Here is a 20,273-nt window from a genome sequence, read left to right as displayed (position 1 = left end):
GTCTGAGGGTGGGAGAAGACGGGGCGGGCCCGAAGACCCGCCCCGAGGAGGACGGGCTCAGCCCATCGCGAATTCGACGTTGCTCTGCGCCTCGTCGAGGGAGCTCTTGATGTCGGCGCCACCGATGATCTTCGTCATCGCAGCGCTGATCGCATCCCGACCCTCGTAGTAGTAGACGCCGGTGTTGTTGCTCGGCACCTCGGCACCGAACTCGACGACCTTCTGGAAGATCGGCTGGCCGCCGAAGAACTCGCTCGGCTGCGCGTACACGTCGCTGTCGCCGGCGGGGATCCAGTTCGCGACGGCGCCGGACTTCGGCAGGATCGTGTCGTACAGCTCGGTGGAGCCGGCGAACGTCTCGCTGAGGAAGTCGGATGCCAGCTTCGCGTTGCCGGTCGAGCTGATCGCCCACGACGAGCCGCCGTTGGCCGAGTAGTTCGTCGCGTCGGCGACGCCGTCGAGCTTGGGTAGGTTCGTGACCGCCCACTTGCCGGCCTGGTCGGCCGCGGTCTGGATCGAGCCGACGATCCAGATGCCGTTGATCGTGCCGCCGACGGAGCCGTTCACGAAGGTGCCGATGTACTCGTCCCACGAGTTGACCTCGACGAGCACGCCGGACTTCACCAGCTCGGTGTACAGGTCGATGGCCTTGGTGAGCTCGTCGTTGCCGGCGATGGTGGGCTTGCCGTCCTTGTCGAAGATGCTGGCACCGGCGGACTGCAGCATCATCATCGGGATGTCGGCGGAGCCGGCCTGGCCGGACAGCAGCGGCTTGCCCGTCTTGGCCAGCACGTCCTTGCCCTTGGTGAGGTACTCGTCCCAGGTGATGTCGGTGAAGTCGTCGATCGTGTAGCCGGCCTCCTCGAGCACGTCGGTGCGCAGCGCGGTCACGGCCGTGCCGGAATCGAACGGCACGCCGTAGTCGACGCCGTCGATCTGCGAGTAGGCGGTGACGCCCTTGGGGAACTCCGAGAAGTCGATGCCGGAGTCGGAGAAGTCGCTGAACAGGTCGGGGTAGTTGATCGCGTTCTTCTGGAACGCGTTGTTCTGCATCAGGAAGATGTCGGGCAGCTCGTCGGTCTGCTGGGACTGGGCGATCGTGGTGAGCTTCGCCTGCAGGTCCTCCCACGGCGTCTCGACGATCTTGAGCGTGAAGTCGGGGTGATCCTTCTGGTAGATCTTCTCGGCTTCCTGCATCGCGTAGATGTTGAACGACGGGTCCCACGCCCAGACGGTGAGCGTGTCGTCGCCGCTCGAACCGGTGCTGCCGCCGTCTGATCCGGGCGAGCAGGCGGTGAGGGCGAAGAGCGGAAGGATCGCCGCGGCGGTCAGCGCCGCGAACTTGGTCATGCGCTTCATCGAAGCATGTCCTCTCGGTGATTCACGGGGCCGCGGAGCGGGTCCGCGGTCGTGCCGGAACGGTCGATGTCTCCGGCAATCCTCAAATGATTACGTAAACATTTTGCCGACGGCAAGTCCTGTTACGGGATCGTGACCAATATCGTGAGCACCGAAGAGGGGCGGATGCCGTCGGCATCCGCCCCTCGCACCCGGTTCCCCCGAGCCGGTCACCCCCGCTTGATGAGCGCCGCGAGCGCCTGTCCCCCGCCGATGCACATCGTCACGACGGCATACTCGCCGCCGGTGCGCTGCAGCGTCAGTGCGGCACGAACCGTGAGGATCGCGCCGGTCGCGCCGACGGGGTGCCCGAGAGCGATCGCCCCACCATAGGGGTTGACACGAGCAGGGTCGAGCTCCGCGTCGCGGATGACGGCGAGCGCCTGCGAGGCGAACGCCTCGTTCAGCTCGACAGTGGAGATGTCCGCGGGCGTCAGCCCGGTCTGCGCGAACAGCTTCTTCAGAGCGAGCGTGGGCGCGTAGCCCATGATCTCGGGCTCAAGAGCGGCAGTGGTCACGGCCTCGATGGTCGCGAGGACCGGTGCACCCTCGGCGCGGGCATCCGACTCGCGCATGAGCACGGTGGCCGCACCGCCGTCGTTGATGCCGGACGCGTTGCCCGCCGTCACCGTCCCGTCCTTCGCGAAGGCCGCAGGCAGTCCGGCGAGAGTCTCCAGCGTCGTGTCCGGGCGGGGATGCTCGTCGCGTGACACCTCGACGGGCTTGCGCCCCGACGTGGTCACGGCGACGATCTCCTCGGCGAACGCGGACTGCGCCTCGTCCGAGGATGCCCGACGCTGCGACTCGAGAGCGAAGGCGTCCTGCTCCGCGCGGCCGATGCCGAACCTGACCGCCACGTTCTCGGCAGTCACGCCCATGTGCGCGTTCGAGAACGGGTCGGTCAGCATGGCGATGGTGCCGTCGACGAGCGAGCGGTTTCCGAGCCGGTCGTTGAACCGCGCGTTGAAGTCGTAGAACGGCATCCGCGTCATGTTCTCGGCGCCGCCGGCTACGACGACGTCCGTGCCGCCCCACAGCAGTTCCTGCGCCCCTGACCAGATCGCCTGCAGACCGGAGCCGCACAGACGGTTGACCGTGAACGCGGGCGTGTTCACATCGAGCCCGGCCCCGAGCGCCACCCTGCGCGAGATATAGGCGTCGCCAGCGACCTGCCCGATGGTGCCGATGACGACCTCACCGACGCGAGCCCCGTCGATCCCGGACCGCTTCAGCGCCTCCACGACCGCCGCAGCGCCCAGCTCGTGTGCGGGTGTGTCCTTGAACGCGCCGCCGAACCTGCCCACCGGGGTCCGCGCCCCGGCGACGATCGCGATCTTGCGCGAAGAGCTCATCAGCCCGCCGCCTCTTCCGGTCGTTCCTGCACTTCGATCGCCGCGGTATCGGGGTCGTACTCCTCGATGTGCCGCTCATCCGCACCGTTGTATGCGGACAGCGGGCGAATCAGCGCGTTCGACGCCTGCTGCTCCAGGATGTGCGCGGTCCAGCCGGTGATGCGCGCCGCGATGAACAGCGGCGTGAAGGTGAGCGTGTCATACCCGATGAGGTTGTACGCCGGCCCCGACGGGTAATCGAGGTTGGGGTAGATGCCCTTCCGGGAGACGAACTCACTCTCCAGCGCCGTGTACAGCTCGGCGACGTCCGGCCGGTCGTAGTGCTCGACCAGCGAGTCGAGCGCGGCCTTCATCGTCGGCACGCGCGAGTCGCCGCGCTTGTAGACCCGGTGCCCGAAGCCCATGATCTTGCGCTTCTCGGCGAGCGCCTTGTCCAGCCACCCCTCCACCTGATCGGCCGAGCCGATCTCGTCGAAGATGTGCATGACGGCCTCGTTCGCCCCGCCGTGCAGGGGTCCCTTCAGCGCGCCGATCGCGCCCACGACGGCCGAGTACAGGTCGCTGAGCGTCGAGGTGATCACACGCGCGGTGAAGGTCGACGCGTTGAAGGAGTGCTCGGCGTAGAGGATCATCGAGCGGTTGAACGCATCCACGACCACGGCATCCGGCTCCTCGCCGAACGTCAGCCAGAGGAAGTTGGCGGCATAGTCGAGGTCGTCGCGCGACTCGATCAACGCCTGCCCGCGTCGGCGGCGCTGGCCGTAGGAGACGATCGCGGGCAGCACGGCGAACAGCTTGAGGCTGCGCTCCAGGTTCTGCTCGGGGGTGCCGACGGCATCCAGCACGTTGCCGGTGCCGGCCGTCTCGATCGCGCCGATCACGCTGACCGCGGTGCGCACCTCGTCCATCGGGTGCGCGTCCAGCGGCAGCGCGTCGATGGATGCCTTCACCCGCGGCGGCAGCGCACGGTTCGCGCGCTCGGTGGCGCGGAACTCCGCCAGCTCAGCATCCGTCGGCAGTTCGCCGTGCCACAGCAGGTACGCGACCGCCTCGAACGACTGGGTGGCGGCGAGTTCCTGAACCGGGTAACCGCGGTAGAGCAGGCTGTTCGTCTCGGGGTTCACCTTGCTGATGGCGGTCACGTCGGCGACGACGCCGGCGAGACCCTTCTTGATGTCCTGGTCAGTCATGCTGTGCTCCTTTGCAGTGCTGGTGGTCACTTCGACTCGCTCCGCTCGCTCAGTGCGTTTCGTCTCGCTGCGCTCGCTCAACGACCGGCGCGGGCGATCTGGAAGTTGAAGACGCCGGAGTCGAAGTGGTTGTACGACTCGTAGTCGATGAGGTCATACAGGTCTGCCCGGTGCTGCATCTCGCCGAGCTTCGAGGTCAGGTGCCCCTCGTCGTTCAGGGTATCCAGCGCGCGTCCCGCCGCGCCCATCGCGATGCGCAGCAGCGACACCGGCCAGATGACGATGTTCACACCGACGCTCTGCAGCTGGTCGACGCTGAAGAGATCCGACTTGCCGAACTCGGTCATGTTGGCCAGAATCGGCACGTCGACGGCGGCACGGATCGCGGCGAATTCCTCCAGCGACCGCATCGCCTCGGGGAAGATGGCGTCCGCACCGGCATCCACCAGCGCCTTCGCGCGATCCTTCGCCGCCTCCAGCCCGTCGACGGCGGCGATGTCGGTGCGCGCCATGATCAGGAAGTTCTCGTCGCGTCGCGCGTCGACCGCGGCCCGGATGCGCTTGACCGCGGTGTCCGAGTCGACCACCGCCTTGCCGTCGAGGTGACCGCACCGCTTCGGGTTGACCTGATCCTCGATGTGAGCGCCGGCGAGGCCGGCATCCTCCAGCGTCTGGATCGTGCGGGCGACGTTCATCGGCTCACCGAAGCCGGTGTCGGCATCGATGATCGCCGGCAGGTCGGTCATCCGCGCGATCTGCGCGCCGCGACCGGCCACTTCGGTGAGCGTCGTCAGGCCGATGTCCGGCAGACCCAGGTCGGCCGAGAGAACGGCACCGGAGATGTAGACGCCCTCGAACCCCTTCTGCTCGATCAGTCGAGCCGACAGGGGGTTGAACGCGCCGGGGAAGCGCAGCAGCTCCCCCGTGGCGAGCCGCTCACGGAACGCGCGGCGCTTCTCATGCGCCGGGGTGGATGAGTACAGCATCAGAACAGCCCCTTCGGGGCCTGGGAAGCGGATGCCAGCACGCCGGCCTTCGCGATGATGGACAGCTCGCCGACCTCAGCGGCCGTCAGCTCGGGGAGCCGCTGGACGAGCTGGAGGAAGCGCTCGATCTCGGCGGCGTCGAGCACGGGCTGGGCGAGGATGCGGAACTTGCGGATGTACTGCTCGCGGCCGAACGGCCGGGCGCCCAGGGGGTGCGCGTCGGCGACGGCGATCTCGTCGACGACGGTCTCACCGTTGGTGAGCGTGATCTCCACGCGTCCGCCGAACGCCTTCTCGGCGGGGTCGATGGAGTGGTAGCGGCGGGTCCACTCGGCATCCTCCGCCGTGGTGATCTTGTGCCACAGCTCGACGGTGTCCGCTCGGCCCGCGCGCTCGGGGGCGTAGGAGTCGACGTGATGCCAGGTGCCGTCCTGCAGGGCGACGGCGAAGATGTACGGCACCGAGTGATCCAGCGTCTCGCGCGAGGCGGTCGGGTCGTACTTCTGCGGGTCGTTCGCGCCCGAGCCGATCACGTTGTGGGTGTGATGGCTGGTGTGCAGCACGATGCTCGCGATGTTCGCGGGGTCGCGCAGCTCGGGGCGCTCGGTGCCGAGGCGACGGGCCAGGTCGATGATGGCCTGCGCCTGATACTCGGCGGAGTGCTCCTTGGTGTACGTGTCGAGGATGCCGCGCTTGGCCTCGCCTGCTGCGGGCAGCGGCACGTCGTAGGACGCGTCGGGGCCGTCCAGCATCCAAGCGATCACGCCGTCCTCGCCCTCGTAGATCGGCGACGGCGAGGTCTGCCCGCGCATCGCGCGGTCGACGGCCTCGACGGCCATCTTGCCGGCGAACGCCGGGGCGTGCGCCTTCCAGGTGGAGATCTCGCCCTTGCGGCTCTGGCGCGTGGCGGTGGTGGTGTGCAGCGCCTGGCCGATGGCCTGGTAGATGGTCTCGGCGTCGAGACCGAGCATGGTGCCGATGCCGGCCGCGGCCGAGGGTCCGAGGTGGGCGACGTGGTCGATCTTGTGCTTGTGCAGCGAGATCGCGCGCACCAGGTCGACCTGGATCTCGTAGCCGGTGGCGATGCCGCGCACCAGCGCGCGTCCATCGCATCCGACGTGCTGGGCGACCGCGAGGATCGGCGGGATGTTGTCGCCGGGGTGCGAGTACTCCGCCGCGAGGAACGTGTCGTGGTAGTCGAGCTCGCGCACGGCGACGCCGTTGGCCCATGCCGCCCATTCGGGGCTGGTGCGCTCGTCGAGCTCCGCGCCGAAGACCGTGGCACCCTTGCCGCCGGTGGAGACCGGGTGGCTGAACGCCTGTGCGCGGGCGGCGACGATCGGGCCGCGGGTGAGGGATGCCGCGGCCACCGACGCGTTGTCGATGATGCGGTTGATGATCATCTCGACCACCTCGGACTCGACCTCGACGGGGTCGACGGCGACCTGTGCGATCTTCCAGGCCAGCTGCTCCCCGCGGGGCAGGTCCTCTTCGCTGCGGTAGACGCGGACGTGGTGGTTGACGGTCATGAGGTTCCTTCCGAAGGGGAGCTCTGCTGGTCGAGAGAGCCGAGGATGCTGTCGAATGCGTTGTGCAGATGGATGTGGGTGGCGTGCGCGGCGAGTTCGGCATCGCGGGATGCCAGCGCGCGGACGATGAGGAGGTGCTCGGCCGCGGATGCCGCGAGCCGCTCGGGCTTGTCGCGGGCCATCCGGCGCACCCGCACGAGATGGGTGCGAACAGTACGCAGCGCGGAGGTGAGGTAGTCGTTGCCGTGCGAGGCGTCGACCTGGGCATCCAGTCGCGCGATCAGCGCGTAGTAGGCATCCCGGCCCTCGTCGCCGGTCAGATCGACGTGCTCGAACTCGACGACCAGTGCCGCGAAGGCAGCCGCGTCGCCACGGGTTGCGGCGAGGCCTGCCGCGGTCTCCTCCAGGGCACGACGGATCTCGAACAGCGACCGGATGTCATCGGCGTCCAGGTCGGCGACCACGGTGACCCGCGGCGACTGCTGCACCGCGAGGCCGTCGGCGGCGAGCCGGCGCAGAGCCTCGCGCAGCGGTGTGCGACTCACACCGAGACGGGCGGCCTGCTCCACCTCTGCGAGCACGGCTCCGGCGGGGAGCGCGCCCGACTGGATCTCATCCAGCAGCACCGCGTACGCGCGATCGCTTGCGCGGGTGGTGGGTTCAACAGCGAGAGTCACGACCTCAGTGTATGCACAAACAGCATCGAGTTGCCACTGCGCCCTCCAAATCCATCATTAGGTATACATAAAAAACTTCAGATACGCACTTGCGAAGTCAGTACTCGGTGTTACTATGTACTGGTACTCAGCAGTACTGAGTACCAGTAGTAAGCATCACCGATGCAGTGAAAGGAGGCCGCGATGGGCAAGCAGATGACGGAAATGCTCAAGGGCACGCTCGAGGGCATCGTTCTCGCGCTGCTGGCGACGCGACCCGCATACGGATACGAGATCACCGCACAGCTGCGCGACCGTGGCTTCGTCGAGATCGCCGAGGGCACGATCTACGCGCTCCTCGTGCGCATCGAGCAGAAGGGTCTCGTCGACGTGGAGAAGGTGCCCAGCGAAAAGGGGCCTCCACGCAAGGTGTTCACCCTGAACGCGCAGGGCGAGCATGAGCTCGCCGAGTTCTGGACCACCTGGACCTTCCTCACCGAGCGGATCGACCACCTCCGCTCCGACACCACCAACTGATCAGAACACGACCGGAGAAGAGAACCGACATGGCACTGAAATGGATCGAAGCGATCACCGGACCGCTCGAGCAGAAGAAGCAGTACAAGCAGGCCAAGACCCGCCAGGAGGAGCTGCCTGCGCCCTACAACGAGGCCGCCGAGGCGGTGAACCGCTACCTGCTGCACACCAGCGGAGTCACCGACGGCGACGTGCTGGTGCAGATGTTCGTCGGCATCGTCGACCTGTTCGAGCAGGCGTCGGTCGACGGGACTCCCGTGAGCGAGATCCTCGGCGACAACCCCGTCGCGTTCGCCGAGGACTACGTCCTCGCTTACAACGGCAAGAACTGGGTCGACAAGGAGCGCACGCGCCTGACCGAGACCATCGACAGGATCACGAAGGAGAACCGACCATGACCACTCAGGCCATCTCGGTGCGCGGCATCGAGAAGTCGTACGGCGCGCTGCAGGTGCTGCGCGGCGTCGACTTCGACGTCGCAGCCGGCAGCGTCTTCGCTCTGCTCGGCTCGAACGGAGCGGGCAAGACCACATTGATCCGCATCCTGTCGACCTTGCTGAAGGCGGATGCCGGCACAGCATCCGTGCTCGGCATCGACACAGCATCCCAACCGCAGAAGGTGCGCGAGGCGATCAGCCTGACCGGCCAGTTCGCCGCAGTGGACGAGATCCTCACCGGACGCGAGAACCTCGTGCTCGTGGCGAAGCTGCGCCACCTCCCCCACCCGGAGCGGATCGCCGACGCACTGCTGGCCCGCTTCCGCCTCACCGAAGCGGGTTCCCGCCGCACCGGCACCTACTCCGGCGGCATGCGCCGCAGGCTCGACATCGCGATGAGCCTGGTCGGAGACCCGAAGGTCATCTACCTCGACGAGCCCACCACGGGCCTCGATCCCGAAGCCCGCATCGAAGTGTGGGACGTCGTGAAGGACCTCGTGTCGAACGGCACCACCGTGCTGCTGACCACGCAGTACCTCGACGAGGCCGAGCATCTCGCCGACCGCATCGCGATCCTCCATGAGGGACGCATCATCGCGAACGGCACCCTCGCCGAGCTGAAGCGACTGCTCCCCGCGGCGACCGTCGAGTACGTCGAGAAGCAGCCGACGCTCGAGGAGATCTTCCTCGCTCTGGTCGGACCCTCCGACCCTTCGACAGGCTCAGGGACCCAGCCAGAGAGGAAAGCAGCATGAGCGCGCACGCACTGGCCGACACGGCCACGCTGACCGGACGTTCGCTGCGGCACATCTTCCGCAGCGCCGACACGATCATCACCACCGCGATCACCCCGATCGCACTGATGCTGCTGTTCGCCTTCGTGTTCGGCGGGGCGCTGCGCGAGAGCACGGGCGCCGAGAACTACGTGAACTACCTGCTGCCCGGCATCCTGCTGATCGCCATCGCATCGGGCACCGCGTACACCGCGCTGCGCCTGTTCACCGATCTGCAGGGCGGCATCTTCGAGCGCTTCCACTCCATGCCGATCACCCGATCGAGCGTGCTGTGGGCGCACGTTCTGACGTCGCTCGTCGCCAACGGGCTGACCGTGGCGATCATCTTCGGAGTCGGGTTCGCGATGGGCTTCCGCACGGAGGCGGGTGTGCTCGCCTGGCTGGCCGTGCTCGGCATCCTGGCCCTGTTCACGCTGGCTCTCACCTGGCTCGCCGCCATCGCCGGCCTCTCGGGCAAGAGCGTGGACGGTGCGACGGCGTTCTCGTACCCGCTGATCTTCCTGCCGTTCATCAGCTCGGCGTTCGTGCCGACCGAGACCATGCCGGGACCGGTGCGCTGGTTCGCGGAGAACCAGCCGGTCACCTCGATCGTGAACTCGATCCAGGCGCTGTTCGCCGGCGAGCCGATCGGATCCGAGATCTGGATCGCCCTGGCCTGGTGCGTCGGCATCCTCGTCATCGCCTACGTGTTCGCGATGCGGGTGTACCGGAGGCGGATCGGGTGACGGTCGGCGCGGTGTGCGGAGCGGGGGCGTGATGCGTTGCCGAGACTGCCGGTTGTCTCACAGAACATGTCGGTAGTTGCGTCTCACCCTCAACCTGCCTAAAACGTCGGACCGGCAGTTTCGGCGCTACCGGATCTGTCGTGCGGGCGGCCGGCGTACTCTGGTGATCTGCAAAACCGGTCGTTCTGGTGGCGATGCCACGTGGCAAGAGTGCGCGGCTGACGCCCTGTCGTCGCAACACGATACGAAGTGCGGACGCAGGTGCTCGGACGTGCTGAGATGGGCACATGTACATCCGCTTCCAGTCACCGCTTCCGGGCAAGCGCGGTGTGCATACTGGTGTGTTCGGACTGGCTAACGGCCTCGGCAGGAGCGGCGCACTGACCGCCGATGAACACGTGGCCTGGCGTGCGGGAAACGACTGGTACAACGCCGCCTATCCAGATCCGACGGACTCTGATCCCACCGTGTACGACCCATCCATCCATCCCCAGGCCACTGCCTGGTTCAAGAGCACCGCGACTCACTTGCTTGAGCGCATCCCGAGATACTTGGAGATCCTGCACGCGCACGGTGTGGAATGCCGCCGTATCGAGTCGGCCGCTCCGGGGCGAATCATCTACGAAGACGAAGTTCAGATCGTTGTCGTCCCACATGAGGCTCCCGAGGAACCGCAACCGGCGCAATTGCCGGACGGGGTTCATTCTCGACTGCGAAACGATGGTGCAGAACGAGACCCGAGTACTTGCTGACGTTGTCGGAGCGTCGGAGAGCACGCGAATGGTATCGCGCCGCTATCGATCATTTGCGGCAGGTACCGATGCCGGTGCCGCTGATCACCGTCCGACACTCTTCGTGAGAATCCGACGGGTTCGTGAGACGCTCCGCCAACTACGTGAGATTCCGACACCTTCCGTGAGAACGGACATTTCTGCGATCCCCGCGCGCAGCGGAGCCGCCCGTTCGATCCGTTACGCGTTCGTGATCTTCCGATGAGGTTCTGCGGCCGGATCAGGGGGTTCAATGTCGGTGGCCCCTCGGATACTGGTCTTATGAACGCCATGATGACCGCCTCGGACGAGCAGATGAAGACGCTCGACGCGCTGGTCGAGATGGCGCGGGACACCGAGCGATCCATCGACGCGATGCAGGCCGCCCGCGACGGCGTGCTGGCGCTGGCGTCGCGGTGGGCGATGACGATGGTCGAACAGCAGGGCGACGCCGACGAGGCTGACCTGATGCTCCGGTCGGTGGCTGCGGAGTTGGCGGTGGTACTGCGAGTCAGTGATCGGACGGTGCAGCGTCGGATGGCGGATGCTGAGCTGAAGGTCGAGCGGTTCCCCGCCGTGTGGCAGGCGCAGGGGGCCGGGCGGATCAGCGCCGGGCACACCCGGGTGATCGTGGATGCGGGGATGCACATCGATGCCCCCGAGGCACGTGCCGCCTATTCGGCGCGGATGCTGGAGTTCGCGGAGGACGAGTCCCCGAACCGGTTGCGGCCGATCGCTGAGCGCCTCGCACAGCAGTACCAGTCCCGCTCGATGGACGAGCGCCACCAAGAGGCGCGGGAGAAGCGCGCGGTGTGGGTGAAGGATCACCCCGATGGTATGGCGGAGCTGGGCGTGTTCGGACCCGCCGCGCTCGTGCACGGCGCGTTCGACCGGCTCACCGAGATGGGCAAGGCTCTCACCACCGCCCGCAGCGCCGGCCCGGACACTGACCCGGATGCTGCGTCGATGAAGGATCCGCGCACGCTCGCGCACAAGCGCACCGACCTGGCCTTGGATCTGCTGCTCACGGGTTCTCCGGCAGGGCATGACACTCCGGACGGGCTGCTCGCCGCGATCGTCCCGGTCGTGTCGGTGACGGTTCCCGTGTTCACTCTGATAGGCGTCGCCGGGGTGGAATCCCCGGAGGCCGAGGTGGACGGTCGGTGTCCGATCGATGCGGGCACGGCGCGGATGCTGGCAGGCGCAACAACCGGATGGGATCGGGTGCTCACCCACCCCGTCAGCGGGGGACTTCTGGCCGTGGACCGTTACCGGCCCGGGGCGCACCTCAAACGACACCTCCGGGTACGAGATCAACGCTGCCGGTTCCCCGGTTGCGGCGTGCCCGCCCGCCGCGACGACCTCGACCACACGCTCGACGCGGCGTTCGGCGGGCCCACCGCCGACGACAACCTCGCCGCGCTGTGCCGAAGACATCACGTCCTCAAGCACCAGACTCCCTGGCACGTGACCCAGCTCGGCGACGGGCTGCTGGAGTGGACCAGTCCCACCGGGCACGCCTACATAGACGAGCCCCCTCCCCAGAACACCGTGACCTTCACCGCAGCGGATGCCGACACGGAAGTCGGCGATCACCTCGCCGATGTGTGGGCGACCGCGCGCGATGAGAGCCTCGCACCCTTCTGAACGACTGCCCTTCCTAGCGGCTGCGGAGCGGCTCCTCATCCGTGGACGGATCGCTTCAGCGGGTCCAGACGAACGGGGTCGTGGTCGACACCGCGACCAGACCCGACCGTTCCAGGATCGGTCGGGAGAATCCCGTGGAGTCGGAGTGGATCAGCGTCTTGCCCAGCCGCAGCGCCTCCTCGGCACGGCGCGCGGTAAGCACGCGGTAGATCCCGCGGTGCCGCCACTCGGGCAGCGTGGCGCCTCCCCAGATGCCGGCGAAGTCTGTGCCGTCCACCGGCTCCAAGCGGCCGGCACTGACAACGGCGCCGTCGGCCACGGCGATCCAGAGCGACGCCGCCGACTTCTCCTCGAGCTTGCGCACGGCGTCCTCAGCCCGGCTCCGCCAGTGCGGGTCGTCGAACACGAGTCCCTGCATCTCGGAGGCCGCCCACACATCATCGACCGTGGCCGCTCGACGGACTTCGATGCCGTGCGGCAGCGCGACATCCGCGGCCAGCCCCTCGACACGGCCGATCATGATCGATTCCGGGCCGTCGGCGACGAACCCGTGTCCGGTGAGCACCGCTTCCAGTCCTGGAGCGGCATCATGCGCGCGGGTCTTCCATTCCACCGCGGTGGCTCCGGTCCGCTCACGGAAGTGCTTCAGGGCGGCATCCGCCAGTCCGGCGATCTCCTGGGCATCGTCCGGCAGCGACCGATACGTGATGAAGCCGCGTTCGCCGGGGAACTGTGCGAGCCACAGCGGCCCGATCCGCACCACGGCGGTGGCGCCGCCCACCTCTGCGCCCTCGCGGAGCTGATCGTCGTAGGCCTGCAGAAGCTGATCCATCATCCGACGATCATTTCAGGTCACGGCCACCCGAGCACTCGAGCCCGGCGCCGCACGCCCCGCACATCCCTCAGACGATGACGAGAGGCTCCTCCGCCACGGCAGGCTCGCCGAGCTTCACGACCACGACGCCGACCAGTACGAGCACCGCGCCGATGAGTTGGATGCCGGCGGGCTGCTGGTCCAACAGCATCCAGCCGAACAGCATCGCGGCGACCACCTCGGCGAGCGCGACGAAGGAGGCCAGGCGCGAGCCCAGTATCCGCGTCGAGGCGATGCCGAGCACGTACGCGAGCGCGGTCGCGAGCAACCCGATCGCGAGAACCGGAACGAACCACGGCACCGTGCCGAAGCGGTAGGCGACGTCATCGAAGGACCACGCCATCGGCAGGATGCCGAGCAGTCCCGCGATCGTCAGCCCGACCGCGCCGAGCAGCAGGCCGACTCCGGCGAGGGCGATCGGCGGCAGACCGGTGTCCTCCCGCGCCGACAGCACGAAGTAGGTCGCCGCCCCCACCATCGCGCCCAGCGCCCAGAGGATGCCGCCGCCGTCGACCCGCGCTCCGGTGAGGATGTCGAGCATGAGCACCAGCCCCACGAAAGCGATGACGGCGCCGAGGATGCTGCGACCGGTGGGCTTCTCGCCGCGACGCAGCCACAGCCACAGCACGACGGCCACCGGGGCGGTGTACTCGATGAGCAGGGCGATGCCGACATCCATCACGGCGACGGCTTGAAAGTAGAACAGCTGGGTGGCGGTGACGGCGAGCAGGCCGTAGGCGATGATCATCCCGGCGTTGCGGCGCAGCAGCGTCCAGCGGCCTCGCATCGTGAGGATCGTCGGCACGAGCAGGATGAGGGCGGCGACCCAGACGCGCGCGGCCACGGCCGCGCCGGGAGTCCAGCCGGCATCGATGAGTCCGCGCGCCCAGGCACCGGACATGCCGAACGAGAATGCCGCGCCCAGCGCGACGAGAAGACCGACTCCGACGCGCGAACGCACGCGAGTGTCATGTGTCATGAGCCCCATGAGTGATGACATTATTGGGCGACGATGTAAGATGTCAACATGATGTTCACCAGTGACACGGAAGAGTCGCTGCGCGCGGTCGTCTCGCTGGTCAACTCGGCCGAGGAGCCCGACGCCCTGGCGACCGGCGAGGACTTCGCAGCCTTCCTCGCGCAGTATCCCTACACCGGCCGGATCGACCGCGACGATGCCGAACTGCAGGCAGTCCGCGGCCTGCGCCCCCGCCTGCGCGCCATGCTCCTCGCGCCGCGCGACGAGATGGTGAACCACGTGAACGACGCCCTCGCCGAGGCGACGCTCTCCCCTCGGCTCACCAGGCACGACGCCACCGACTGGCACCTGCACGCCGTCGCCGACGATCACCCGCTGACGGAGCGCATCCTCGTCGAGACCGCCATGGCGCTGATCGACGTCATCCGAGCCGATGAGGGCAGCCGCCTCGACGTCTGCGCGGATGCCGACTGCCAGGCGATCGCCCTCGACCTGTCGCGCAACCGCTCCAAGCGCTACTGCTCCACCACCTGCGCGAACCGCAACGCCGTCGCCGCTTACCGCGCGCGGCGCGCGTCGCACTGACGCACCCGCAGCATCCGCGCCCCTGGCGCCTCAGGTCGCACTTCGTGCCGGAATGGCGCCGCCAGAGCCGCACCAATCGCGACCTGAACTCCTCTGGCGACGCCGAAGCGGCACAGATCGCGACCTGGAAGTGCGCCGGGGCCCCCGCGGGCTCGCGACCGCCGCGGCGGCTCCCCTCAGCCCACGACGCCCTCGAAGAGCCCGATGTGGTTGCCGTCGGGGTCGACGATCACCGCCCAGGCACTCGTCTCGGTGATGGGCTGCTTCTCCATGGCGACCGTCCCACCCACCTGCTTCGCGACCGCGATCGCATCGTCGATGGAGTCGACCTCGACATACGAGCGCGGCTCGGTGAAGCCCTCGTCGCGCGGCGCGAGCCCGCCGCCGGAGATCCCGTTGGGAGCGCGCCACATGGGGTATCCCTCGAAGCCGGGCGCCTCGGCGATCGCCCAACCGAACAGCGTGCTGTAGAAGGTGCTCGCGCGCCCCATATCGCTCACCGGAATGTCGATGTGCGTGATGTCGCCGTGTGCCATGATCCAGTCCTCTCGTCCGCCGATCCGGCAAGTCTGCGCCTCGCGCGCGCACAGGACAAGAGGTCTGCGCGTCAGGCGTTCCGGTAGCCGACGTGGTCGGGGTTCGGCTGGAGCTTCCAGCCGTCGCCGTCGGCCACGACGAGGTTCTTCATGCCACCGGCATCCGCGATCAGCTCGTAGTCCTGCCCCGCGTCGGCGGCATAGCAGAACAGGGTGACGAAGGGCTCGTCACCCACGTTCACACTGCGGTGGATCCAATGCCCCGGGACGTTCACGGCCTTGCCCGGGGTCAGTTCGATGGCTGCGGACTGCCCGTCGACGGTCTCCAGCAGCATCACGCCGCGCCCGCTCAGGCAGTGGTACAGCTCGGCGCGGTCGGCGACGGCGTGCAGGTGCCCGCGGGTCACCGCGAACTCCTCGCCGACGCGACCGGGCAGCAGGGTGCTCGTGCCGACGATGAGCGCGCCGGGCCCCTCCTGGTAGCGGTGGTCGTCGACCCAGTAGATCAGCTCGTCGGCTCCGCGCTCGGCGACGGATGCCTGCCATGCGGCCTCATCGCGGTACACGCCCGCCATATCTCCGAGGAACTTCTCGTAGCGACGGGACCGCCCCTCGATGCCGCCGTCGGGCGAGATCGTCAGGGTGACGGGGATGTCAAGGGTGGGCGTGGTGCTCACGGTGGGCCTCCGGATCACTTGTCATTACAGCAACTTGTAATTACAGGTATACTGCAAAACATCTCGAACCCGAAACTCGACACCCACGACAGGGACGAACAGTGATCATCGCGCACGATCTCGGCACCACCGGCGACAAGGCGTCCCTGCACCACGACGACGGGCGGCTGGTCGCATCCGTGACCGTGCCGTACCCGGCGCACTTCGCGGCCGGCGGCGTCGCCGAGCAGAAGCCGCAGGACTGGTGGGATGCCGTGGTCTCCGCCACCCGCGAGCTGCTGCAGCGCACCGGCACGGCCCCCGCCGAGGTGGCCGGTCTCGTCGTGAGCGGTCAGATGATGGGCGCCGTGCTGCTGGACGGCGACGGCGAGCCCGTGCGTCCCGCGATCATCTGGGCCGACACGCGCTCCGGTGCTCAGCAGCGCGAACTCGAGGCCGCCCTCGGCGCCGAGCACGCCTACGAGCTGCTCGGCCACCGCCTGAACCCCACCTATTCGGTGTCGAAGATCATGTGGGTGCGCGACAACGAGCCCGAGGCCTGGGCACGCGTGCGCCGCACCTGCGTCGCGAAGGACTTCATCGTGCTGCGCCTGACCGGGCGCCTGGCCACCGACCGCTCCGACGCCTCGGGCACCAACGCGTACGACCAGCTGAACGGAACCTGGTCCGAGCGAGGTGCTGGCGGCCGCACGCCTGGACCCGACCCTGTTCCCCGAGATCCTGGACTCCACGGCGATCGCCGGCACGCTCACGGCATCCGCCGCAGACGCCCTCGGGCTCACGACCGGGGTGAAGGTCGTGATGGGCGGCGGCGACGGCCCGATGGCTGCCGTCGGCTCGGGCGTCGTCTCCCCCGAGGACGGCGCGTACGTCTGCCTCGGCACCAGCTCGTGGATCTCGTTCGCCGCGGATGCTCCGCTGCACGACCCCGCGATGCGCACCTTCACGTTCGACAACGTCGTGCCAGGCTCCTTCGTGCCGACCGCGACGATGCAGGCCGGCGGCGCCTCCGTGCAGTGGATCTCCGAGGCGCTCTCCCCCGACCCCGCCCGACCCGAGACCGGCCGACTGACGGCCGAGGCCGCAGACGGGATCGACACCGAGGACCTCTACTTCCTGCCCTATCTGCTCGGCGAGCGCTCCCCCATCTGGGATCCCGACGCACGCGGCGCCTTCGTCGGCATCGGCCGCCACCACACCCGAGCGCACCTCGTGCGCGCCGTGCTCGAGGGCACCGCGTTCAACCTGCTCACCTGCATCCAGGCGTTCCGCGACTCCGGCGCCGTCATCGACCGCATCGACGCGGTGGGCGGAGGCGCGCAGGGCGATGCCTACCTGTCGGTGCTCGCCGATGTCTGGGGCATCCCGGTGCGCCGTCGCACGGTCGTCGAGGAGGCCAACAGCCTCGGCGCCGCGGTCACCGCTGCCGTCGGACTCGGCCTCGCCGACTTCTCGGCGGCCCGCGCGCTCAGCGAGGTGACGGCCGAGTTCACCCCCGATGCCGATCGCCACGCCGTCTATGCCCGGCGACACGCCCGCTTCACCGACGCCTACACGGCGCTGAAGCCCTGGTTCGCCGGGTCCGGGAGGAACGACTGACATGGCCGTCATCCTCGTCACCAGCCGTTCGTTCTCGGACGGCGACCTCGACCTCGTCGACCGTGCCGCGCTCGCGGGCCACCGCATCATGCGCGGCCCTGCGCACCACGATCTGACCGAGCTGCGCGCGCTGCTGCACGGCGCGGACGCCTGGATCGCCGGCACCGGCCCGGTCACCGAAGCGCACCTCGCCGCAGGCCCGAAGCTCAAGGTCATCGCCCGCTACGGCGTCGGCTACGAGGCGGTCGACCTGGCTGCGGCGGCCGCCCGCGGCATCCCGGTCACCAACACTCCCGGCGCCAACGCGGATGCGGTCGCCGACCACGCCGTGGGCCTGATGCTCGCAGCTCTCCGCACCATCCCCGACGGGGACCACCGCGTGCGCGAGGGCGACTGGTCGGTGCGCCGCGGACGCGAGCTCGGAGCGGCGACCGTGGGCATCGTCGGGTTCGGCCGCATCGGCCAGGGCGTCGCGAAGCGGCTGAGCGGCTTCGGACCCCGCATCCTGGCATCCGACCCCTTCGTCGCGGAGGACGTGGTGCGGGCTGCCGGCGCGGAGCCGATGTCGCTGGACGATCTGTTCCGCACGGCCGACGTCATCACACTGCACGCTCCCGGCGGTCAGCGGCTGGTGGATGCGACGCGCCTGAGCGGCATCCGTCGCGGCACGGTGCTGGTGAACACCGCACGCCCCGACCTGGTCGACGAGTCCGCACTCGCACTGGCAGTCGGCGACGGCACTCTGGCGGCATACGCCGCCGACACCCTCGACGGCGACACCGCGGCGAGCGCGAGCCCGCTGCTGTCGGCGGAGCTCGCCGACCGCGTCATCGTCACCCCGCATCTCGCGGCCCAGACCACGCAGGCCGTCGACAACATGGGGCGCATGTCGCTCGACGACGTGATCGCCGTGCTGCGCGGCGACGCTCCCGCCCACCTCGTCACCCGCTAGGAGAACGTTTTGACTGCTGACAATCACATGGGCTTCGTCGGGGTCACCACCGGCTCCTCGTCGATCATGAAGGTGTTCCCGCTGTGGGCGGACATCCTGGGCCTGCCCACACGCACCCTGGTCGGACACGACCTGCCGATGGATGCCGACCCGGCCGTCTACCGGGCGATGGTCGAGCAGATCCGTGACGACGAGCACCACCGCGGCGCCCTGGTCACCACCCACAAGATGAACGTGTTCGCCGCAGCATCCGATCTGTTCGACGAGCTCGACCCGTTCGCCGTGTCGTGCTCCGAGATCTCCAGCATCTCCAAGCGCGGCTCCCGCCTGATCGGCCAGGCCAAGGACCCGATCACGGTCGACCTCGCCCTGAACGACTTCCTGCCGGCGGACCACTTCGCGCGCACCGGCGCCGAGGTCGTCATCCTGGGTGCAGGCGGATCGGGAACCGCGCTCAGCTGGGCCCTCGCCGAGCGCGCCGATGCTCCCTCGCGCGTCACGATCACCGCCCGCTCGCAGGACAAGCTCGACCACCTGCGCGAGGTGCACCGCCAGCACGGCACCACCGAGGATCTGATCCGCTACGTGGTGACCGGGACGGCGGAGGAAGCGGATGCGATCGTCGCCGCCGCCCCGGCAGGCTCCGTGATCACCAACGCCACCGGACTGGGCAAGGACCGGCCCGGCTCTCCGCTGTCAGACGCCGTGGTCTTCCCCGAGGCGGCGTGGGTGTGGGAGTTCAACTACCGCGGCTCGCTGGAGTTCATGCACCAGGCGCTCGCGCAGCAGCAGGAGCGCTCGCTGCACGTCGTGGACGGATGGCGGTACTTCATCCACGGCTGGTCGCAGGTCGTCGCCGATGTGTTCGAAGTGACGCTGACGCCGTCGATCATCGAAGAGCTCGCGGCCGCCGCGGAGTCGGTGCGCTGATGGCCGCGGTGGTTCGCACGGTGCTCGGCGATGTCGACCCGGTGTCGCTGGGACGGGTGAACTACCACGAGCACCTGTTTCAGATCTCGCCCCTGCTGCCCGGCGATGAGCTCGACGACGAGACCGCGTCGGCGCAGGAGGCCGCGCTGCTGAAGTCGAGCGGGTTCGAGGCGATGGTGGATGCCACGCCCTTCGGGCTCGGGCGCGATCCGCAGGCACTGGCTCGAATCTCGGCATCCACGGGTCTCGCCGTCATCGCGACGACGGGACGGCATCGCGACGCGCACTACGCGTCCGACCACCCGACCCGCTCCTGGGACGCCGCGCGCCTGGCCGCGCTGTTCGTCTCGGATGTGACGGACGGGATGCCGGCATCCGACGACGCCGCCGATGGCCCCCGTGCAGTCGGTCCGACCGGGGACCCGGTGCGGGCAGGGATGCTGAAGGGCGGTGCCGACTACTGGCGCATCAGCCCCTTCGAGCGCACCACGCTGCTCGCCCTCGCCGAGGCGCATCGCATCACGGGCGCGCCGATCATGGTGCATCTGGAATTCTGCACGGCCGCCCATGAGGTGCTCGACCTGCTGACGGCCGAGGGTGTGGCCTCCGACCGCATCGTGCTCGCGCACGCCGACCGGGATCCGGATGCCGGACTGCACCTCTCCCTGACCGAGCGCGGCGCCTACCTCGGCTACGACGGCTTCGCCCGTCCGCGCACGCGCTCGGATGCCGAGCTGCTCGCGCTGACGGCATCCGTCGTCGCGGGAGGCGGAGGCGACCGCATCCTGCTGGGCGGCGACGTCGCGCGCCGCACCCGCTACATCGCCTACGGCGGCATGCCCGGCCTCGCCTACCTCGGCGAGCGGTACGTCCCCCGCCTGCGGGCGCTGATCGGCGACGACGCGGCCGACCGGATGCTGACCGCGAACCCCGCCCGGCTGCTGGCGCTGAGCGCCTGACGCGCGATCAGCATCCGACGGGCTTGCCCGCACCCTCCGCGCGCCTCCCGTGCCTCCGCCCGCCGTCCCGCGCCGTCCTCACGCCCTCCCGCTCAGGTCGCAATCGGTCCCGACCCCGGAGCTCAGGTCGCAATCCGTCCCGGAATGATGGCCGGAAAGCG

The 20,273-nt window shown here is 68.6% G+C and carries 21 protein-coding genes and 1 pseudogene; 12 read left to right on the top strand and 10 right to left on the bottom strand.

Going from position 1 to position 20,273, the window contains the following annotated elements; genetic code table 11:
• Positions 1-57: 57 nt before the first annotated feature.
• The 6 genes from QF046_RS13700 to QF046_RS13675 all read right to left on the bottom strand — a co-directional run bounded on the left by QF046_RS13700 (position 58) and on the right by QF046_RS13675 (position 7,132).
• Positions 58-1,350: an ABC transporter substrate-binding protein gene (locus QF046_RS13700; RefSeq protein ID WP_307370759.1), complete on the bottom strand. Its 1,293-nt coding sequence runs from the start codon at positions 1,348-1,350 to the stop codon at positions 58-60.
• A gap of 218 nt (positions 1,351-1,568) precedes the next feature.
• Complete coding sequence (locus tag QF046_RS13695; protein WP_307370758.1) at positions 1,569-2,750, bottom strand: thiolase family protein; 1,182 nt, start codon at positions 2,748-2,750, stop codon at positions 1,569-1,571.
• Positions 2,750-3,940 (bottom strand): bifunctional 2-methylcitrate synthase/citrate synthase, encoded by a 1,191-nt coding sequence (locus QF046_RS13690; protein WP_307370756.1) that lies wholly within the window; start codon positions 3,938-3,940, stop codon positions 2,750-2,752. Before QF046_RS13690 ends, QF046_RS13695 begins: the two co-directional genes overlap by 1 nt.
• 77 nt (positions 3,941-4,017) lie before the next feature.
• Positions 4,018-4,926 carry a methylisocitrate lyase gene (gene prpB / locus QF046_RS13685; protein WP_307370753.1) on the bottom strand — a complete coding sequence of 303 codons (909 nt, stop codon included), beginning with the start codon at positions 4,924-4,926 and terminating at the stop codon, positions 4,018-4,020.
• Positions 4,926-6,455: an MmgE/PrpD family protein gene (locus tag QF046_RS13680; RefSeq protein ID WP_307370750.1), complete on the bottom strand. Its 1,530-nt coding sequence runs from the start codon at positions 6,453-6,455 to the stop codon at positions 4,926-4,928. The genes prpB and QF046_RS13680 overlap by 1 nt, the downstream gene beginning before the upstream one ends.
• On the bottom strand, positions 6,452-7,132 hold the full coding sequence (locus QF046_RS13675; protein ID WP_307370748.1) for a GntR family transcriptional regulator: 681 nt from the start codon (positions 7,130-7,132) through the stop codon (positions 6,452-6,454). The genes QF046_RS13680 and QF046_RS13675 overlap by 4 nt, the downstream gene beginning before the upstream one ends.
• A 183-nt stretch (positions 7,133-7,315) precedes the next feature.
• On the opposite strand from QF046_RS13675, the gene QF046_RS13670 reads away from it, so the two are divergent.
• The 6 genes from QF046_RS13670 (at position 7,316) to QF046_RS13645 (ending at position 12,021) form a co-directional block, all read left to right on the top strand.
• The gene (locus QF046_RS13670; protein ID WP_307370745.1) at positions 7,316-7,648 is read left to right on the top strand and encodes a PadR family transcriptional regulator; all 333 of its coding nucleotides are present in this window, start codon (positions 7,316-7,318) and stop codon (positions 7,646-7,648) included.
• A gap of 29 nt (positions 7,649-7,677) precedes the next feature.
• The gene (locus QF046_RS13665; RefSeq protein ID WP_307370743.1) at positions 7,678-8,046 is read left to right on the top strand and encodes a DUF1048 domain-containing protein; all 369 of its coding nucleotides are present in this window, start codon (positions 7,678-7,680) and stop codon (positions 8,044-8,046) included.
• Positions 8,043-8,840 carry an ABC transporter ATP-binding protein gene (locus QF046_RS13660; protein WP_307370741.1) on the top strand — a complete coding sequence of 266 codons (798 nt, stop codon included), beginning with the start codon at positions 8,043-8,045 and terminating at the stop codon, positions 8,838-8,840. The genes QF046_RS13665 and QF046_RS13660 overlap by 4 nt, the downstream gene beginning before the upstream one ends.
• Positions 8,837-9,604, top strand: a complete 768-nt coding sequence (locus tag QF046_RS13655; RefSeq protein ID WP_307370739.1) for an ABC transporter permease — start codon at positions 8,837-8,839, stop codon at positions 9,602-9,604. The genes QF046_RS13660 and QF046_RS13655 overlap by 4 nt, the downstream gene beginning before the upstream one ends.
• A 287-nt stretch (positions 9,605-9,891) precedes the next feature.
• Positions 9,892-10,356 carry a hypothetical protein gene (locus QF046_RS13650; protein ID WP_307370736.1) on the top strand — a complete coding sequence of 155 codons (465 nt, stop codon included), beginning with the start codon at positions 9,892-9,894 and terminating at the stop codon, positions 10,354-10,356.
• Positions 10,357-10,656: 300 nt separating this feature from the next.
• Positions 10,657-12,021 carry an HNH endonuclease signature motif containing protein gene (locus tag QF046_RS13645; RefSeq protein WP_307370735.1) on the top strand — a complete coding sequence of 455 codons (1,365 nt, stop codon included), beginning with the start codon at positions 10,657-10,659 and terminating at the stop codon, positions 12,019-12,021.
• Between the two features lie 55 nt (positions 12,022-12,076).
• Here QF046_RS13645 and QF046_RS13640 read toward each other — a convergent pair whose 3' ends face one another.
• Positions 12,077-12,856: a GNAT family N-acetyltransferase gene (locus QF046_RS13640; RefSeq protein ID WP_307370733.1), complete on the bottom strand. Its 780-nt coding sequence runs from the start codon at positions 12,854-12,856 to the stop codon at positions 12,077-12,079.
• Between the two features lie 67 nt (positions 12,857-12,923).
• Positions 12,924-13,874 carry a DMT family transporter gene (locus tag QF046_RS13635; RefSeq protein ID WP_307370731.1) on the bottom strand — a complete coding sequence of 317 codons (951 nt, stop codon included), beginning with the start codon at positions 13,872-13,874 and terminating at the stop codon, positions 12,924-12,926.
• Positions 13,875-13,922: 48 nt separating this feature from the next.
• On the opposite strand from QF046_RS13635, the gene QF046_RS13630 reads away from it, so the two are divergent.
• Positions 13,923-14,459 (top strand): CGNR zinc finger domain-containing protein, encoded by a 537-nt coding sequence (locus tag QF046_RS13630; RefSeq protein WP_307370729.1) that lies wholly within the window; start codon positions 13,923-13,925, stop codon positions 14,457-14,459.
• A 176-nt stretch (positions 14,460-14,635) separates the two neighbouring features.
• Here the strand turns inward: QF046_RS13630 and QF046_RS13625 are convergent, their stop codons facing one another.
• Together QF046_RS13625 and QF046_RS13620 are read right to left on the bottom strand one after the other, a co-directional pair.
• Complete coding sequence (locus QF046_RS13625; protein ID WP_307370726.1) at positions 14,636-14,995, bottom strand: VOC family protein; 360 nt, start codon at positions 14,993-14,995, stop codon at positions 14,636-14,638.
• 71 nt (positions 14,996-15,066) lie between these two features.
• Positions 15,067-15,672: a glucose-6-phosphate isomerase family protein gene (locus QF046_RS13620; protein ID WP_307370724.1), complete on the bottom strand. Its 606-nt coding sequence runs from the start codon at positions 15,670-15,672 to the stop codon at positions 15,067-15,069.
• A gap of 101 nt (positions 15,673-15,773) precedes the next feature.
• Here QF046_RS13620 and QF046_RS13615 point away from each other — a divergent pair.
• The 5 genes and pseudogenes from QF046_RS13615 to QF046_RS13595 all read left to right on the top strand — a co-directional run.
• Positions 15,774-16,283: pseudogene (locus QF046_RS13615) on the top strand (FGGY family carbohydrate kinase); the annotation flags it as partial.
• Between the two features lie 64 nt (positions 16,284-16,347).
• Complete coding sequence (locus tag QF046_RS13610) at positions 16,348-17,271, top strand: FGGY-family carbohydrate kinase (protein ID WP_307370721.1); 924 nt, start codon at positions 16,348-16,350, stop codon at positions 17,269-17,271.
• A gap of 1 nt (position 17,272) precedes the next feature.
• Complete coding sequence (locus tag QF046_RS13605; protein ID WP_307370719.1) at positions 17,273-18,223, top strand: NAD(P)-dependent oxidoreductase; 951 nt, start codon at positions 17,273-17,275, stop codon at positions 18,221-18,223.
• 9 nt (positions 18,224-18,232) lie between these two features.
• Complete coding sequence (locus QF046_RS13600) at positions 18,233-19,153, top strand: shikimate dehydrogenase (RefSeq protein WP_307370717.1); 921 nt, start codon at positions 18,233-18,235, stop codon at positions 19,151-19,153.
• Positions 19,153-20,112 carry a phosphotriesterase gene (locus QF046_RS13595; protein ID WP_307370713.1) on the top strand — a complete coding sequence of 320 codons (960 nt, stop codon included), beginning with the start codon at positions 19,153-19,155 and terminating at the stop codon, positions 20,110-20,112. Before QF046_RS13600 ends, QF046_RS13595 begins: the two co-directional genes overlap by 1 nt.
• Positions 20,113-20,273: the final 161 nt, after the last annotated feature.

Source organism: Microbacterium sp. W4I4, from assembly GCF_030816235.1.
Lineage (GTDB): Bacteria > Actinomycetota > Actinomycetes > Actinomycetales > Microbacteriaceae > Microbacterium.
This window is presented reverse-complemented; position numbering and strand designations above follow the sequence as displayed.

Excerpts from the sequence above, each read along its gene's own strand:
- prpB (WP_307370753.1), bottom strand. The coding sequence starts at position 4,926 with ATGCTGTACTCATCCACCCCGGCGCATGAGAAGCGCCGCGCGTTCCGT.
- QF046_RS13605 (WP_307370719.1), top strand. The coding sequence starts at position 17,273 with ATGGCCGTCATCCTCGTCACCAGCCGTTCGTTCTCGGACGGCGACCTC.
- QF046_RS13665 (WP_307370743.1), top strand. The coding sequence starts at position 7,678 with ATGGCACTGAAATGGATCGAAGCGATCACCGGACCGCTCGAGCAGAAG.
- QF046_RS13690 (WP_307370756.1), bottom strand. The coding sequence starts at position 3,940 with ATGACTGACCAGGACATCAAGAAGGGTCTCGCCGGCGTCGTCGCCGAC.
- QF046_RS13700 (WP_307370759.1), bottom strand. The coding sequence starts at position 1,350 with ATGACCAAGTTCGCGGCGCTGACCGCCGCGGCGATCCTTCCGCTCTTC.
- QF046_RS13695 (WP_307370758.1), bottom strand. The coding sequence starts at position 2,750 with ATGAGCTCTTCGCGCAAGATCGCGATCGTCGCCGGGGCGCGGACCCCG.
- QF046_RS13680 (WP_307370750.1), bottom strand. The coding sequence starts at position 6,455 with ATGACCGTCAACCACCACGTCCGCGTCTACCGCAGCGAAGAGGACCTG.
- QF046_RS13650 (WP_307370736.1), top strand. The coding sequence starts at position 9,892 with ATGTACATCCGCTTCCAGTCACCGCTTCCGGGCAAGCGCGGTGTGCAT.
- QF046_RS13670 (WP_307370745.1), top strand. The coding sequence starts at position 7,316 with ATGGGCAAGCAGATGACGGAAATGCTCAAGGGCACGCTCGAGGGCATC.
- QF046_RS13630 (WP_307370729.1), top strand. The coding sequence starts at position 13,923 with ATGATGTTCACCAGTGACACGGAAGAGTCGCTGCGCGCGGTCGTCTCG.
- QF046_RS13625 (WP_307370726.1), bottom strand. The coding sequence starts at position 14,995 with ATGGCACACGGCGACATCACGCACATCGACATTCCGGTGAGCGATATG.
- QF046_RS13640 (WP_307370733.1), bottom strand. The coding sequence starts at position 12,856 with ATGATGGATCAGCTTCTGCAGGCCTACGACGATCAGCTCCGCGAGGGC.
- QF046_RS13660 (WP_307370741.1), top strand. The coding sequence starts at position 8,043 with ATGACCACTCAGGCCATCTCGGTGCGCGGCATCGAGAAGTCGTACGGC.
- QF046_RS13655 (WP_307370739.1), top strand. The coding sequence starts at position 8,837 with ATGAGCGCGCACGCACTGGCCGACACGGCCACGCTGACCGGACGTTCG.
- QF046_RS13595 (WP_307370713.1), top strand. The coding sequence starts at position 19,153 with ATGGCCGCGGTGGTTCGCACGGTGCTCGGCGATGTCGACCCGGTGTCG.
- QF046_RS13645 (WP_307370735.1), top strand. The coding sequence starts at position 10,657 with ATGAACGCCATGATGACCGCCTCGGACGAGCAGATGAAGACGCTCGAC.
- QF046_RS13635 (WP_307370731.1), bottom strand. The coding sequence starts at position 13,874 with ATGACACATGACACTCGCGTGCGTTCGCGCGTCGGAGTCGGTCTTCTC.